This window comes from Alkalihalophilus pseudofirmus OF4, assembly GCF_000005825.2.
Classification (GTDB): domain Bacteria; phylum Bacillota; class Bacilli; order Bacillales; family Bacillaceae_D; genus Alkalihalophilus; species Alkalihalophilus pseudofirmus.
Genome location: NC_013791.2, coordinates 3,120,013 through 3,135,687, shown reverse-complemented (window position 1 = coordinate 3,135,687; position 15,675 = coordinate 3,120,013). Strand labels below are relative to the sequence as shown.

The following is a 15,675-nucleotide window of genomic DNA, read 5'->3' as shown; positions in this document are numbered from 1 at the left end:
AACGTTTAATTAATAGAAGTGTTCGCATAGGGAGGAATTAAAAAAGAATCACCCGAAATTTTTCTGGTGATCCTTCTTTTTCTCAAGATACTTTTTATCTGTTCGAATGATTTTCCATTTTTCTTCAAAGATTCGTGCCGACTCTGCTTTTTCCTCATCTATCTGCCGCTTGTTCACATGACCGTCTTCATCGTACTTTTTCCCGCCTTTATAATTTGCATAGCGTCTGGCTCTCGTATAACCCATTTGAATGAATTTACGAGCCATATCCATGCCGATGAAATCGTCATTTTCTTTGTAGGATTGGAAGAGTTGGTAGATTTTCTCAGATGATTCGCGTGCAATTTCTTGTGTTTTAAAACGCCAATGAGGAAGAATTTCACTTTTATAAGGTTCCACGAGAAGAACGCCTTGCTCCCCGCGTCCGACTCGATACTTTTCAGGGTTTTCACGGAAATTGATGTTGTCAAAGTCTTGCTCATAATCAAAGCTCATATGATCACTCCTCTAATGCCATCATTCCCCGGTACGAATGAATGAAACAAGAAGCTTGAATGGTGTAAGGCAGCCGCCGCTGAACTATACTCCGCTTTCCGTGGGGAGCTAGTGAGCTTCCTCGGGCTTATGCCCTGCGGGATCTCACTCCTGCTCTAATCCCCATCGGAGTCTGCGCATAGTTCATCCGCTAAGTTATCGCTTAATTTAGAAATGTAGTGGAATGATGTAGGAAGTGAGCCCAGTTCTAATGATTATTGCTTTCATCTGCCGCACCGTATTTTAGGGTTAGAAGCTGTTTATAATGAGGGAGCACCTTCACAACATCCTTCCTCTGTTAATTGGAGCGGGATGTGCGTGACCAGGGAGACCTCACAGGAGCAAAGCGACGAGGAGGCAACTGGTGCCGCCCGTGGAAAGCGAGTGCCTGCAGCGAAGATCAACAACTATGATAGGGATGTATTTCTTTTTGAGAAAGTTCGGCTAAGTCACTGCTTATTGAAAGGTTATCCTTCAAAAAAAGAAACAGCGCGTATCTGCAGAACAGATGCGCGCTGTTTCTCATCTATAAATGACTTTTGTCACGAATTCTTATTTATACTAATTTCGTCGTCCAACTTTCGCAGTTCCACACGTCTGTTACGAGGTCTTCATAAAATTCTGGTTCGTGCGAGATCAGAAGAATACTGCCTTTGTATGCCTTTAAGGCACGTTTGAGTTCAGCTTTAGCTTCTACATCTAAGTGGTTTGTCGGCTCATCGAGAATAAGGATATTTGATTCACGATTAATCAATTTACAAAGGCGGACCTTTGCTTTTTCTCCACCGCTTAATACAATCATTTTACTTTCAATATGCTTTGTCGTCAGGCCGCATTTAGCAAGAGCTGCACGGACTTCTGCTTGTCCAAGTGAAGGGAACTCCTGCCATATCTCTTCAATACACGTGTTAGAGGAGTCTTTTGCTTCTTGTTCAAAATAGCCGATTTCTTGATAATCTCCGCGTTCAACTGATCCAGAGAGAGGCTTATTAATACCTAACAGGCTCTTAAGCAGGGTCGTCTTACCAATACCGTTTGCCCCAACTAAAGCAATTTTTTGACCGCGTTCCATACGTAAGTCAAGAGGACGAGATAACGGCTCATCATACCCAATCACAAGGTCTTTTGTTTCAAAAATAAGCTTGCTTGTTGTGCGTGCTTCTTTAAAATTGAATTCAGGCTTTGGCTTCTCCTTAGCTAATTCAATTACATCCATTTTATCTAGCTTCTTTTGACGAGACATAGCCATATTTCGTGTAGATACACGTGCTTTGTTTCTTGCTACGAAATCTTTAAGCTGTGAGATCTCTTGCTGCTGGCGCTTATAAGCGGCCTCTAATTGCTGCTTTTTCATTTCATGAACTTCAAGGAAATGATCATAATCGCCGACATAACGATTCAACTCTTGATTTTCCATATGATAAATTAAATTAATTACACTGTTTAAGAAAGGAATATCATGTGAAATCAAAATAAAGGCATTTTCATATTCCTGCAGGTAACGCTTTAACCACTCGATATGTTGTTCATCTAAATAGTTCGTCGGCTCATCAAGCAAGAGGATATCTGGCTTTTCAAGCAACAGCTTAGCAAGAAGAACTTTAGTACGCTGACCGCCGCTTAGATCTTCAACATCCTTCTCAAGACCAACATCATCAAGACCAAGGCCGCGAGCAATTTCTTCTACTTTGGCATCAATAACATAGAAATCGTTGTTTGTGAGAGTATCTTGAATCACACCGACATCTTCTAAAAGCTTTTCTAACTCTTCTGGAGTTACATCCCCCATTTTGTCATACATCGCATTCATTTCAGCTTCTAGGTCAAATAAATATTTGAATGCACTCTTAAGAACATCACGCATTGTCATGCCTCGCTCAAGTACGGTATGCTGATCTAGGTAACCGACACGAACTTTTTTTGACCATTCTACTTTTCCTTCATCAGGCATTAACTTACCTGTAATAATGTTCATAAATGTAGACTTACCTTCGCCGTTTGCGCCAATTAAGCCGATATGCTCGCCTTTTAATAAGCGGAAGGAAACGTCATGAAAAATAGCACGGTCACCAAAACCGTGGCTTAAGTTTTTAACGGTTAATATACTCATGGACTAACACCTTTCCTTTTAAACAGTCTCCAATACTACTGTAGCCATCTTACCATATTCATTCCTATAAAGTGATGTTTATTCTTCCCTAAATGAGGTTATATATCTTTAACAAACAAAGGAGGAATAAAACGATGGCAAACAATAATGATGGACTTTCAGATAAGGTTAAAGGCGGAGTGAACAAAACAAAAGGTGAAGTGAAGGATCAAGTGGGAAATGCAACAAACAATAACAAAATGCAGCGAGAAGGCAAGAAAGAAAAAACAAAGGGGAATGTTCAAAAAGAGATCGGGAAAGTTAAAGATCTATAAGTTCACCTTATAAAACCGCATATTTCAACATAAAATGAGTAGCATATAAGGGTTCGTTTCTTATATGCTTTTTTGTTCTCATTTGATTTTAATAAGGCATTCTTATCTCAAGTACACATGTTCATTATCAGTGCATATGTTGGTAATAAGCACATTTTAATTGGGGAGAGTTGGTGATCATTGATGAATACACCACCAATAGGATTTTATCTGCATTCAGGAGTAGTAGCAGGAGAGACGACTATTCATGTAAAAGGGATTGGTATCGATCAATTAAGTGATAATGATCTCAAAGAAAATATCCATATTAAAAGCCATACCGGCGAGGATATTCCAATAGATGAAGTAAGAAAAATTGAAGACGATCTAATTGAACTAAGCGGTGTATTTTCAATAGAACACATACCATTTACAGTGACATATAAAGAACAAGCCATACAGCTCCGTCTTCATTGGACGTTAATGGATACCTATTTTAAATATGAGGGACAATTAGGAGCCGCTTTGCATGAAAATGGAAATGCCACTTTAAAGCTATGGTCTCCATTAGCCGACTCTGTTAGTGTAATTGTTTATGATAAAGAAGATCAGTTCAATATCATAGCTGATGAAATCATCATGACCAAAGAAGATCAAGGTGTATGGAAGGTGACACTTACCCATGAAAATACGGGCGTAAGTAACTTAGAAGGCTATTATTATCACTATGTTATTGAAGTGAATGGTCAGAAGAAACTAGGGCTTGACCCATATGCAAAATCAATGGCAGCATGGGATTTCAGAGGAGGTTATTTAGTGGGGAAAGCGGCCATTATTAATCCTTCAACCATAGGTCCAGAGCTGGATTTTGCAGCGATCGAACAATATGAAAAAAGAGAAGATGCAGTCATTTATGAGGTACATGTAAGAGACTTCACTTCTGATCCAATGATTGAAAATGATTTAGAGTCGCCTTTTGGGACATACACTGCTTTCATTGATAAACTTGATTATATTAAAACACTCGGGGTCACTCATATTCAGCTTTTGCCCATCATGAGCTGTTATAAAGTGAATGAAAATGATAATAAAACACGCGAACTGGATTTTTCATCTGAGGGAAATAATTATAATTGGGGCTATGATCCGCATGGGTACTTCTCGCCATCAGGCATGTACTCAGATCAACCTGAAATCGCTAGGCGTCGAATTGAAGAATTGAAGCTTTTAATAGAGGCGGTCCACCTTAAAGGAATGGGCGTCATATTAGATGTTGTCTATAACCATACAGCTCTCGTTGAAATCCTAGAAACCTTAGTTCCTCATTATTATCATTTTATGGACATAGATGGGACTGCAAGAACGAGCTTTGGCGGAGGACGGTTAGGTACCACACATTTTATGGCACGAAAGCTTTTGTTAGATTCAATTACCTATTGGGTGGAAGAATTTAAAATAGACGGCTTTCGTTTTGATATGATGGGAGACCATGATAGTGAAACAATCCAACTAGCATATAATCAGGCTAAAGCTCTCAATCCCAAGATCTTAATGATAGGAGAAGGCTGGAGGACATTTGTAGGCGATGAGGGATTGCCTGTCCGTGCAGCTGATCAAGATTGGATGCAATATACCGACAGTGTGGGTGTGTTTTCTGATGAATTTAGAAATGAATTAAAGTCTGGCTATGGAAGTGAAGGACAGCCAAGATTTTTAACGAATGGCGCAAGAAACATACGTCAAATATTTGATAATATTAAAGCCCAGCCACATAATTTCATCGCTACTTCACCTGGTGATGTCGTGCCTTATATTGAGGCACATGATAATTTAACCCTTCACGATGTCATTGCTCAGTCGATCATGAAAGATCCAGAGTACCATCAAGAAGAAATTCATAAACGAATCAGAATAGGAAATGCGCTCGTGTTGTTAAGTCAGGGAACAGCTTTTATCCATGCCGGCCAAGAGTATGGCAGGACAAAGCAGTTTTTAGCGAACACAGGGCACGCGCCTTATAAATCAACGTTTATGGTAAATGAGCAAGGGGAACCGTTTAGATATCCTCATTTTATTCATGATTCATACAACTCTTCTGATCGAATAAATATGTTTGACTGGTCAAAGGCTGCGGATGCAAACCAGTTTCCTGTTCATACAGCAACAAGAAAATTTACATCGGGATTAATTCATTTGAGACGGTCTACGAATGCGTTCAGGCTAGGAACAAAGGAGCTCATAGATCAGCATGTACACCTGATAGAAGCGCCTGAAATTCAAGAATTTGACTTAATCTTAGCCTACAGAAATGCAGCTACTGACGGAACGGGCAGCTATTATGTATTTGTCAATGCCAGTTTGCATGAGCGAATGCTGACGTTATCTGAAGACATCACCCAAGGGATTGTCATAGCAGATGCCGCTAATGCAGGCACTGATAAGATTGAGAACCCAACTGGCTTTACATTAACCGCTAAAAGCATAACGATCGATCCTTTGACAGTCGTTGTTATAAAAAAAGAAGACAGTTGATAAGAAGGAGCAGCCCAAAATTAAGTGGGCTGTTTTTTTCGTTTAAGAATGATTAGTGGAAACTGAGAGAGGCTAAGTAGATACATTGAAAAAGGGGGAGCTCTGATGAAAAGATTAGGGATGGTTTATATATGCTTTCTTCTCTTGTTTTTACCAATACAAAATCACGTTTATTCTAAAGAACTTAATCTAAATGTGGACAGTTTAGAGCTTCAGGTTCAAGATATCATGATGCTTCAATTGACAGATCCAGTTAGTGACGCCGTTAAGAAGTATTATGCAAAAAGTCTTAAGGAGGTACCCGTTGTATATCCTTACGAAATGTCCGTCTTACATATTGAAAGAATGGATGGATTTCGTTCCTTCCGTTTTAAAGTAGTTCTTGATGTTGTACCGGTAATTGGCCCTCATATAAGGGTCGGGAGGGATCGAGTTACATTGCTCGTGACAGCAGGGGAAACAAAAGTTATATCTTTTGAACATATTGAAACGTTCGAGCTGCCTCCAAAGTGGGCACAATTTAAGAAAGAGGAGTAGAAGCTTTTACCTGTAATGAATACTGTGATACGTTAGTGGAGGAATAAGGAACATTTAGTCGAATCTTATAAAGTAGAGAGAGAAAGGAGTGGATTTGGATGAAGGTTGTCGTAACAAGAAAGTTTCCAGATTCGATCATCAACCCGTTAAGAGACAAATATGAGGTAGTGATGTGGGAATATGAAGATAAAGTAATGCCTCGTGACCTTTTATTAAAAGAAAGTAAGGATGCTGATGCATTACTAGTGAATTTAACAGATGACATTAATAATGAATTATATGAACAGTCGCCAAAGCTAAAAGTAGTGAGTACAATGGCGGTTGGATATGACAATATAGACGTAGCAGGGGCTATAGAGCGAGGAATTAAAGTCGGGCATACGCCTAACGTTTTAACAGATGCAACGGCTGATCTGACATTTGCTTTAATTTTAGCGAGTGGAAGAAGGCTTATAGAAGCAGCAGATGTAATTAGAAGAGACGAATGGAAAAGCTGGGCGCCTTTTTATTTGACCGGTCAAGAAGTTTCGCATAAGACAATTGGCATTATCGGTATGGGGCGTATAGGTGAAGCAGTAGCAAAGAGAGCTCAAGGATTCTCGATGAAAATTCTCTATCATAATCGATCAAGAAAACGAGAAGCAGAAGAGACATTACATGCTTCCTATGTTACTTTTGATGAGCTTTTGGAGCGATCAGACTATGTAGTCTTATTAGCCCCTTCTACTCCTGAGACGAAAAAAATGATGGGACATGAACAATTTGCTAAGATGAAAAAATCCGCTGTGTTTATTAATACGTCCCGTGGTACAAACGTAGATGAAGAGGCTTTATATGAGGCTTTAAAAACAAATGAAATTTATGCCGCTGGCTTAGATGTATTTGATCAGGAGCCGATCTCTGCAGATCATCCGCTGCTTAAGTTACCTAATGTTACCGCAATGCCTCACATTGGGAGTGCTGCGCTTGAAACAAGAATGAAAATGGCTCAAATGGCAAGAGACCATATTATCCAAGGATTAGAAGGCAGGGACCTTACACACGAAGTAAACTGAAAATAATGTATGTTGTCTAAATTCTTTTTGTAGAATGAAAAGGAAATAAGTATGTTTATATTGAATACTAGTTAGTGGTGTCGATAAGATACTTTTTTGCAATGGAAGGAGAAGGTTGTTTTGAGTACAAAGCTAGAATTTATTGAAGATAGAAGAGGGACAGACTCTATGAAATGGGATATGACGGAAGCTCGTTTTGGAGCGAAGGACGTTATTCCTTTATGGGTAGCTGATATGGATATTAAAGCACCGCGCCCAGTTATAGATGCATTAAAAGATAAAGTAGAACACGGTATTTTTGGGTACCCAGCTCCTTCTGTAAAAGCAGACGAAGCTATATGCACTTGGTTACTAAACCGATATAGCTGGGAAGTTAATCCTGAATCCTTTATTTACACATCAGGGATTGTCCCGACAATCAGTCATATGATTCAAGCTTTTACAGAACCGGGTGACGAAGTTATTATTCAAACGCCTGTTTACTATCCTTTTTACGATGTTATTGAGAAAAATGGGCGTATTATTTTGAAGAACTCGCTTAAGCGAGTAGAAGATCAATATGAGATGGACTATGACCATTTAGAATCATTGATTACTGAAAAGACAAAAGTGCTGCTGCTGTCTCATCCTCACAACCCTGTAGGCCGCGTGTGGAAGCAAGAGGAACTTGAAAAAGTAGCTCAAATCTGCAAGAAGCATGATTTGCTAGTTATATCTGATGAAATTCATGCTGACCTCCTTTTTGATGGTCAAAAGCATATTCCGATCGCTTCTATCAATGAAGATATGGCAATGCGGACATTGACGTGCCTTGCGCCTAGCAAAACGTTTAACCTGGCCGGAATCCAGGCATCATATGCTGTTGTGATTGATCCAAATAAGAGACTAAAGCTTAAACAATTTATCCAATCAACATTCAGCTCGATAAATATTTTCTCACAAGCAGCGACAGAGGCAGCATATCGTCACGGAGAAGAATGGCTAAGCGAGTTGATGGATTATATCCAGCAAAACTATGAATTTGTGGAACAGTACTTTAAAGAACATATGCCAAAAATCAAACCAATTAAGCCAGAAGGCACATATCTTCTATGGATTGATTTTGAGGAGCTTGGTATGCCTGAGAAAGAGCGAAATGAATGGCTGCTGCACGAAGCGAAAGTAGCTTTTAATCACGGTCCGATCTTTGGTCCAGAAGGCGAGCATTTTGAAAGAATGAACTTAGCTTGTTCAAAAGACACCTTAGCAAAAGCACTTAAGCAAATGAAGCAAGCATATGATAAAAAAGGATTCTAAGAATGGAAGACAACCAGTCCGGTTGCTTATAATAGAATGAAGAGAGGTTGCTAAGGTAAAATGGAACAGATTCGTAATGATATTCTTATTGATGCTTATTTAAAAGCAATAGAGCTAGAGTTAGATCTTGAATTTTTAGAGCTTCTTTACCAAGAATTACAGACCAGGGAACTTGAGCAATTTGTGTCTCCTCCTTCGAAAAAAACAACGAAAATAAGTTGAATTTCAAATTAATTAGTGCAGGATTTGCAATATTCAGATAGAATGAATTATATGTAGAACATAATATGGAATCTAGATGAATAGACTAGGGTTATGTTACACAATATTAGGTCAAGCCTTCACCTTTTATTGGAGTTTTTCGAAAAGGAGACATTTACACATGGCACTTGAAGAATGGTATGAAGAGCTCTTAGTAGAATGTAAATGTAAGCTTGGTAGAGAATTGACTGAAAAAGAGGTAGAACTCTTGAACTGGGTGAAAGATAAGCAATTTGAATCCGTTTATCAGCAAATAAAAACCTCATAATTAATGGTGACGATACCCTACACATATGACTTTCTGCCTTTTGGCAGAAAGTTTCTTTTTATCATTATTGTTAACCTAGATATAAAAAAAGTTAACAAATTTGCTCGATTCTATTGAAAAGCAGTTATAACAATGTTAATTTTTAGAAAAGTAAGCTGCGAGGAGGGGATCAGATTGGCAGGAATATTTATTACGGGAAATGATACAGACGTAGGAAAAACAGTAGCATGTGCTTATGTAGTACGTGCATTGAGACAAGCTGGCATTAATGCAGTGGCTTACAAACCTGTACAGACGGGAATCGAAACCGACCAAGCGGACATGGAGTTCTATAAACAAGTGGCAGGACATGCTGCGGCAGCACAGACTACATATACATATAAGGTGCCTTGTTCACCTCATTTAGCAGCTGAACTCGAAAATTCAGCAATTGGTATTGAACAGATAATTATTCAAATAAGACAGTTAGAAAAAGAGTATGATCTAGTCGTTGTTGAAGGGGCGGGAGGACTGGTTGTCCCGTTATCATCTGATGGTACGACGATGACCACGCTTATTCAGCAAATAGGCTTTCCAGTGCTCGTGGTAGCTAAATCAAAAGTAGGAGTCTTAAATCATACGGCCTTGACCATTTATTATGCGAGAAGCAAAGGAATTAAAGTTAATGGAATCATCTTGAATGAATGCGGCAATAAGTTTGATCCGATCGAAGAAGACAATAAACGAATGCTTGAAGAAATGAATGACACATCAATTATTGTAAAGCTGCCAGTCTTTGAGCCAACCGCGCTAATAGAAGAGCTGCAACAAATGGCCGATTCCGTTTTAAATGAAAGATTACTACAAGCTTGTGAGGTGCATAAAAATGGAAAAAGATATGCTTATTCAAAAAAGTAAGGACTTGCTTTGGCTGCCTTTTACTCAAATGAAAGATTATGAAGAAGACCCGTTAGTTATTGAACATGGAGAAGGGGTCAGATTATATGATACAGAGGGCAAAAGTTATTATGATGGATATTCATCCCTGTGGTTAAATGTCCACGGCCATAAAAAGAAAGAACTAGATGATGCGATTAAAGAGCAGCTAGGAAAAGTCGCTCATACAACGCTTTTAGGAGCAGCGAATAGACCAGCTATTGAACTCGCTGAACGATTGATTGATCTAACTCCTGCTCCATTAAAGAGAGTATTTTACTCAGACAGCGGGGCAGAAGCTGTTGAAATAGGGTTGAAGATTGCCTTTCAATATTGGAGAAATAAAGGATATCAAGATAAAACGAAATTTGTGACAGTGACCAATGGCTACCATGGTGACACAGTTGGGGCAATTAGCGTTGGGGCAGTAGACATTTTTCATACTACATACAAGCCGTTAATGTTTGACAGCTATAAAGTGCCGTTTCCGACGGTTTATCGCAATGAGCTGCCGGACCCGGTTGACGTTAGGGATCAAGCGCTGGCTGAACTTGAGACGATGTTAAGTGAAAAAGGCAAGGAGATTGCCGCTGTTATAATGGAAGGTATGGTCCAAGGTGCAGGCGGAATGCATGTGATGCCTAATGGGTATTTAAAAGGGGTAAAGAACCTTTGCAAGAAACACGACGTCTTATTAATTGTCGATGAAGTGGCAACAGGATTTGGGCGCACAGGTAAAATGTTTGCGGTGGAGCATGAAGAAGTGGAGCCGGACATTATGATGGTAGCTAAAGGAATTACAGGAGGCTACCTGCCTATTGCAGCCACGTTAACAACCGAAGAAATTTATAAAGCCTTTTATGCAGATTATGCTGAGCTGAAAACGTTCTTTCACGGGCATTCCTATACAGGAAATCAACTGGGGTGTGCTGCTGCTCTTGCAAACTTAGATATTTTTGAGAAAGAAAACGTAATGGAAGATGTTGAGAGGAAAACGGCATTTGTCAAAGAAAAGCTGGAGGCATTAAAAGCCTTGCCGCATGTGGGAGATATTAGACAGCTTGGCTTAATGGTGGGGATTGAACTTGTACTTGATAAAGAGACGAAGCAGCCTTTTCCATGGGTTGAACGCATTGGTTATCAGACAACTCTTGAAATGAGGAAGCTCGGCATGTTATCACGTCCACTAGGCGATACCATTGTATTTATGCCTCCTTATGCAAGCAGCTACGAGGACCTCGATGCGATGATTTCCATTATGGAACAAGCGATAAAAGAAACAACGAGTAAGGTGCTGCAAACTTAATAAAAAGATCTATGCCTGCCGCAGTATGCGAACGAAGAGCAGGGCAAAAAAAGTCCTTTGTAGTTGTTGATCTCCGCTCCAATCAACGTAGGAAGGATGTTGTATAGTGCTCCCATTATAAGTAACTGATCAGTGATTTAAGCAAACGAAGGCTTGGTTTGTTCACTTGAACTGAGTGAGACTTCATCTAACTCATATATTACTAAGAGTAAATTACCTAGCGGATGAAATCTGCGGAGACTCCTGCGGTGCCTAGAGCAGGGCTGAGATCCCACAGGGCCAAAGCCCGAGGAAGCTCAGCAGCTCACCGCGGAAAGCGAAGCATATTTCAGGAGCGGTGACTATGCTATAACCCATGTTTTAGTGATTTTATTTAAATAATATGAGAAGACCAGATGTATTTTTGCCCTTCATTTCTCCATAAATTACTAGCTCCCCATGGAAAGAGAATTATATTACAGGAGCGGCAACTCTCCTTTGATACGTTCTAACCCAGCCTTTTTTTTAGTTGTGTTATACTTAAATAAATAAAAAGCACTGTACATATTTTCCTTACACACGAAACAGGAGGGGATTTTGTGAAAACGTTTAAGCTTTACTCACTATGTATATTAGAAGGCAGCGAGGGTTCGATTAAGCAGCGTGCGGTCCCATTAAAAGATGGATTAATTATAAACATGGAAAACGAGGAACATACTTGGCATATTGATGCTGTCATGGAGGAATCATTTAAAGGTTATTTCGAGGAAATCAAACAAGAAAGCGGCCATTTGCTAGTAGATGCTATTATTACGTCTAAAAACAATCACCCTGCAACAATGGTCACAAATGTTGTTACGATCACAGACTTATCGGATGGAATCAGTGTGTTATTAGAAGCCAAGTTAGTTCTGCAAAAGGACGAAGTGATTGAAGATGTGATTGAGGACCTGGTCGAAGAGGGACTTAGTGGTGAGCAGTTAGTCCAGGAATTCAAAAGCCGTAAAGAAAACTTAGCAGCTCACTCAGAAAATACGTTAGCTGAAGTGTATGCATCATTAAAAGAGAGCGGCAACTATCAACTGAAATAAGAGCAATCAAAGGCTGGTCAAACATTTGTAGTTTGATCAGCCTTTTTTTGGTTCTGCATAGTTAAAAAGAAACTCTCCATACTAAGAGTACCGAATGTTTAACGCGTTTGGATGATGGTGACAAGGAGAGGAAAAATCGAAATGAAAGATAAGAAAAAATGGGACTTGTTATCGATCGCATCAATTCCCCTTGTCATGACATTAGGGAATTCGATGCTTATTCCTGTGTTGCCTATTATTGAACGTGAATTATCCATAAGTTCGTTTCAAGCAAGCTTGTTAATAACCGTTTATTCGGTGGTGGCCATTATATGTATACCAATAGCGGGGTATATCTCCGACCAAATCGGTAGAAAGCGTGTCATTATCCCAAGTCTAATCATTGCAGCACTAGGAGGTTTACTAGCCGGCTTTGCGGCGTGGCAGATGGAGTCCTCGTATTGGGTGATTATGTTTGGCAGACTGCTGCAAGGGGTTGGCGCAGCTGGTGCTTCTCCAATCGTACTGCCGCTTGTAGGTGATTTATTTACAGATGAGCAGGAAGTCAGCAATGGACTTGGAGTGATTGAGACGTCTAATACATTTGGAAAAGTGCTTAGCCCAATCGTCGGTGCTTTTTTGGCTTCGCTCCTTTGGTACTTGCCTTTTTTAGCCTTTCCCGTCTTCTGTGTCATTTCTATTGCTCTTATCATTTTTCTAGTGAAATCTCCACCGATGCAAAAGGACCCTTTAGCTGGAAAAGAATTTTTCCTGTCATTAAAAGTCATCTTTAAAAGGGAAGGGGCTTGGTTATACGCTGTATTTCTGATTGGTGCGATTTGTATGTTTATTTTATTTGGTGTTCTGTTTTATTTATCTACCATGTTAGAGGAGCAATATCAAATTGAAGGAGTGAAAAAAGGGATTATTCTAGCGATCCCGCTCGCAGCCCTTTGCATAGCTTCTTTATCTGCGGGGAAAATCATCGGGCAAGAAAAATGGCTGATGAAACGAATGACATTAACTGGGGTAAGTTTATTAACTATTTCAATGCTTGCACTGTCCTTTTCAGATGACATCTACTTTTTACTAACGGCCTTACTCAGCAGCGGGATTGGAATTGGAATTGCTCTGCCTAGTCTGGATGCATTGGTAACCGAAGGAATACAGATGGAACAAAGAGGGTCTGTTACTTCTTTATATTCAAGTATGCGCTTTGTTGGTGTAGCAGCAGGTCCCCCTGTTTTTGCAATATTAATGAATACGACCCATTCTCTTCTCTTTCTAATCCAAGCAGGCGTTGGAGCGGCAGCCATTATCATTGCCATTTGCTTTATACGACCTGATAAAGGCAGCGATCCAACATGGTAAATCGGTTGGATTGTTGTATGAAACAACGTATACTTCTAAGTAGATAGATGGGGAAGGATGGGGACGCCTGAATGCGGCAATTTACTGATCAAAATGGGAATACGGTTCGTCTAGTGTTAAAGGGGGAAGAACCGTTCTCAAATGACCCTAAACATGTGTGGGTCATCTGTAAATATCGTTATCAGTGGCTTCTAACGACACATCAAAAGAGAGGTCTGGAGTTTCCTGGCGGCAAGGTTGAGTACGGGGAAACCCCATTAGAAGCTGCGCATAGAGAAGTACTTGAAGAGACTGGTGCTCTGATTCATTCGATAACATGGCTTGGGCAATATGAAGTAGCCGCAGAGGAAGAGCGTATTCATAAGAATATTTACTTTGCAGTGATATCAACTTTGCAAGAAAAAGATTGTTACTATGAGACAAATGGGCCAGTTTGCCTTGACGCTCTGCCTGATACAATCAGAGAGGATTCACGCTTTAGTTTTGTAATGAAAGATGACGTGTTAACCTATTGCTTAGACTATTTAAGAAAAGAGCAGCTCCTGAAATGAGCTGCTCTTTTTGGGCTAGAAATGTTTGACAAGCTTTGTCTCAAGCCATTCAACTGCTTTATACATAATGGTTGCAAGTATAGCGATAACAAACAAGCTCATTAGGACAAGTGTGAAATTAAACACTTGGAAGCCGTAAATGATAAGATAGCCAAGTCCTTGCTTTGAGACTAAAAATTCACCAACAATGACTCCCACCCAGCTAAGTCCTACATTGACCTTTAAGGTTGAGATAATTGTTGGAACACAAGCAGGCAATATGACTGATTGGAAGGTCTGCCTCTTAGAAGCCTGGAATGTTTGCATCACTTTAATATAATTAGCATCCACTTCTTTAAATGCTGTGTAGACGACCATCGTGGTAATAATAACAGAAATTAACGCCCCCATGGCGATAATTGAAGTGAAGCCTGGTCCAAGCCCCACAATTAAAATGGGCCCAAGCGCCACTTTGGGCATTGAATTTAAAATGACTAAATAAGGGTCAAGCACCTTAGAAGTAAAAGGGGACCACCATAAGACAGCTGCTAAGATCGTTCCGGCTAGTGTTCCTATAATAAATCCAAGCACCGTTTCAAATAAAGTGACTGAGGTATGTGTGATCAGAGTTCCATCCGTTATTCGGGTGACTAAAAGGTTGAAAATTCGAGAGGGCATGCTGAACAATAGTTGGTCGATCCAGCCATTTCTCGCAGAAATTTCCCATATGCCGATAAATGACATCAGGATGATTAATTGAACAAATAGTACATTTCGTTTTTCCTTCTTTAAGGAGCGCAGATACGTTTGGTGCAAATCAGCTTGACTTAAATCATCCTTTGTTTGTTTCAAGACTCTCCAGCTCCTTCCATATTTCATTAAAAAGCTCTGTATAGGAAGAAAGCTGTCTTGCTTCAAATGGAAGAACGCCTCTGATTTCCTTTGGAATGTCAAAGATTTTAGCGATCCGGCCTGGTCTGGCAGATAATAAAATCACACGGTCAGACATCGCAATGGCTTCACCGATATCATGGGTGACAAGAATCGCTGTCTTTTGTTCTTCTTTTAAAATCGTGGCTACTAAATCTTCCAGCTTTAATTTTGTTTGATAATCAAGAGCAGAGAATGGTTCATCTAAAAGCAGAAGAGAAGGATTTGTAGCCATCATTCTCACAAGTGCCACGCGCTGTCTCATTCCTCCTGAGAGCTGGGAGGGGTAGTGTGTCAGCTTATCAAGAAGCCCCACTTTCTCTAATAACGAGAGAGCTGAATCCTTAGACTGCGGCGTATCCATTCTTAAAATTTTTTGACCAAGCTTAATATTGGACTCAATTGACAGCCAAGGAAACAAATAATCTTGTTGAAGCATGTAGCCGATATTCGCCTGCTTACTTGAGGTAGGAATCCCGTCTAGTGTTACGGTTCCTGAAGTGGGCTTAAGGATTCCTGCTACAAGGGATAAGAGAGTGGTTTTCCCGCAGCCGCTTGGGCCGAGAATGGAGATGAATTCTCCATTCTCAACTGAAAAGTGAATGTCGACAAGAGCTTTAGTGGCATCACTCTTGGATAAATAAGTGAGTGAGACATCATCTACACGTAAATTTCCCATCGGTCTAAC

16 protein-coding genes are annotated in these 15,675 nt (G+C 40.0%); 12 read left to right on the top strand and 4 right to left on the bottom strand.

The annotated features are described in order from the left end of the window. Positions 1-48: 48 nt before the first annotated feature. Positions 49-495: a DUF4385 domain-containing protein gene (locus BPOF4_RS15715; protein WP_012960189.1), complete on the bottom strand. Its 447-nt coding sequence runs from the start codon at positions 493-495 to the stop codon at positions 49-51. A gap of 595 nt (positions 496-1,090) precedes the next feature. Beyond that, positions 1,091-2,644 (bottom strand): ribosomal protection-like ABC-F family protein, encoded by a 1,554-nt coding sequence (abc-f, locus tag BPOF4_RS15710; RefSeq protein WP_012960188.1) that lies wholly within the window; start codon positions 2,642-2,644, stop codon positions 1,091-1,093. 134 nt (positions 2,645-2,778) lie between these two features. Between abc-f and BPOF4_RS15705 the strand changes: the two genes are divergently transcribed. The 12 genes from BPOF4_RS15705 (at position 2,779) to ytkD (ending at position 14,078) form a co-directional block, all read left to right on the top strand. Then, the gene (locus tag BPOF4_RS15705; RefSeq protein ID WP_012960187.1) at positions 2,779-2,958 is read left to right on the top strand and encodes a CsbD family protein; all 180 of its coding nucleotides are present in this window, start codon (positions 2,779-2,781) and stop codon (positions 2,956-2,958) included. Between the two features lie 183 nt (positions 2,959-3,141). Continuing rightward, positions 3,142-5,469 (top strand): pullulanase, encoded by a 2,328-nt coding sequence (locus tag BPOF4_RS15700; RefSeq protein WP_012960186.1) that lies wholly within the window; start codon positions 3,142-3,144, stop codon positions 5,467-5,469. A gap of 105 nt (positions 5,470-5,574) precedes the next feature. Further along, on the top strand, positions 5,575-6,006 hold the full coding sequence (locus BPOF4_RS15695) for a DUF3888 domain-containing protein (protein WP_012960185.1): 432 nt from the start codon (positions 5,575-5,577) through the stop codon (positions 6,004-6,006). A 98-nt stretch (positions 6,007-6,104) separates the two neighbouring features. Further along, a complete protein-coding gene (locus tag BPOF4_RS15690; RefSeq protein WP_012960184.1) occupies positions 6,105-7,061 on the top strand; it encodes a 2-hydroxyacid dehydrogenase in 957 nt (318 codons plus the stop codon). Positions 7,062-7,181: 120 nt separating this feature from the next. Beyond that, a complete protein-coding gene (locus tag BPOF4_RS15685; RefSeq protein WP_012960183.1) occupies positions 7,182-8,357 on the top strand; it encodes a MalY/PatB family protein in 1,176 nt (391 codons plus the stop codon). 60 nt (positions 8,358-8,417) lie between these two features. Next, positions 8,418-8,579, top strand: coding sequence for a sporulation histidine kinase inhibitor Sda (sda, locus tag BPOF4_RS21700; protein ID WP_012960182.1), 162 nt, complete (start codon positions 8,418-8,420; stop codon positions 8,577-8,579). A 160-nt stretch (positions 8,580-8,739) separates the two neighbouring features. After that, a complete protein-coding gene (locus BPOF4_RS22490) occupies positions 8,740-8,886 on the top strand; it encodes a hypothetical protein (RefSeq protein ID WP_012960181.1) in 147 nt (48 codons plus the stop codon). 174 nt (positions 8,887-9,060) lie between these two features. After that, entirely contained in the window at positions 9,061-9,783 is a 723-nt protein-coding gene (gene bioD, locus BPOF4_RS15680) for a dethiobiotin synthase (RefSeq protein ID WP_012960180.1), read from the top strand. After that, on the top strand, positions 9,752-11,107 hold the full coding sequence (gene bioA, locus BPOF4_RS15675) for an adenosylmethionine--8-amino-7-oxononanoate transaminase (protein WP_012960179.1): 1,356 nt from the start codon (positions 9,752-9,754) through the stop codon (positions 11,105-11,107). The genes bioD and bioA overlap by 32 nt, the downstream gene beginning before the upstream one ends. Before the next feature lie 578 nt (positions 11,108-11,685). After that, entirely contained in the window at positions 11,686-12,177 is a 492-nt protein-coding gene (locus BPOF4_RS15670; protein WP_012960178.1) for a YwpF-like family protein, read from the top strand. A 141-nt stretch (positions 12,178-12,318) separates the two neighbouring features. Next, positions 12,319-13,527, top strand: a complete 1,209-nt coding sequence (locus BPOF4_RS15665) for a bacillibactin exporter BcbE (protein ID WP_012960177.1) — start codon at positions 12,319-12,321, stop codon at positions 13,525-13,527. Positions 13,528-13,598: 71 nt separating this feature from the next. Then, on the top strand, positions 13,599-14,078 hold the full coding sequence (gene ytkD / locus BPOF4_RS15660) for an RNA deprotection pyrophosphohydrolase (protein ID WP_012960176.1): 480 nt from the start codon (positions 13,599-13,601) through the stop codon (positions 14,076-14,078). 15 nt (positions 14,079-14,093) lie between these two features. Here ytkD and BPOF4_RS15655 read toward each other — a convergent pair whose 3' ends face one another. Both BPOF4_RS15655 and BPOF4_RS15650 read right to left on the bottom strand, forming a co-directional pair. Beyond that, positions 14,094-14,909 carry an ABC transporter permease gene (locus BPOF4_RS15655; RefSeq protein ID WP_012960175.1) on the bottom strand — a complete coding sequence of 272 codons (816 nt, stop codon included), beginning with the start codon at positions 14,907-14,909 and terminating at the stop codon, positions 14,094-14,096. After that, entirely contained in the window at positions 14,890-15,666 is a 777-nt protein-coding gene (locus BPOF4_RS15650; protein WP_012960174.1) for an ABC transporter ATP-binding protein, read from the bottom strand. The genes BPOF4_RS15655 and BPOF4_RS15650 overlap by 20 nt, the downstream gene beginning before the upstream one ends. Positions 15,667-15,675: the final 9 nt, after the last annotated feature.

Excerpts from the sequence above, each read along its gene's own strand:
- BPOF4_RS15715 (WP_012960189.1), bottom strand. The coding sequence starts at position 495 with ATGAGCTTTGATTATGAGCAAGACTTTGACAACATCAATTTCCGTGAA.
- abc-f (WP_012960188.1), bottom strand. The coding sequence starts at position 2,644 with ATGAGTATATTAACCGTTAAAAACTTAAGCCACGGTTTTGGTGACCGT.
- BPOF4_RS15705 (WP_012960187.1), top strand. The coding sequence starts at position 2,779 with ATGGCAAACAATAATGATGGACTTTCAGATAAGGTTAAAGGCGGAGTG.
- BPOF4_RS15700 (WP_012960186.1), top strand. The coding sequence starts at position 3,142 with ATGAATACACCACCAATAGGATTTTATCTGCATTCAGGAGTAGTAGCA.
- BPOF4_RS15695 (WP_012960185.1), top strand. The coding sequence starts at position 5,575 with ATGAAAAGATTAGGGATGGTTTATATATGCTTTCTTCTCTTGTTTTTA.
- BPOF4_RS15690 (WP_012960184.1), top strand. The coding sequence starts at position 6,105 with ATGAAGGTTGTCGTAACAAGAAAGTTTCCAGATTCGATCATCAACCCG.
- sda (WP_012960182.1), top strand. The coding sequence starts at position 8,418 with ATGGAACAGATTCGTAATGATATTCTTATTGATGCTTATTTAAAAGCA.
- BPOF4_RS22490 (WP_012960181.1), top strand. The coding sequence starts at position 8,740 with ATGGCACTTGAAGAATGGTATGAAGAGCTCTTAGTAGAATGTAAATGT.
- bioA (WP_012960179.1), top strand. The coding sequence starts at position 9,752 with ATGGAAAAAGATATGCTTATTCAAAAAAGTAAGGACTTGCTTTGGCTG.
- BPOF4_RS15665 (WP_012960177.1), top strand. The coding sequence starts at position 12,319 with ATGAAAGATAAGAAAAAATGGGACTTGTTATCGATCGCATCAATTCCC.
- ytkD (WP_012960176.1), top strand. The coding sequence starts at position 13,599 with ATGCGGCAATTTACTGATCAAAATGGGAATACGGTTCGTCTAGTGTTA.
- BPOF4_RS15650 (WP_012960174.1), bottom strand. The coding sequence starts at position 15,666 with ATGGGAAATTTACGTGTAGATGATGTCTCACTCACTTATTTATCCAAG.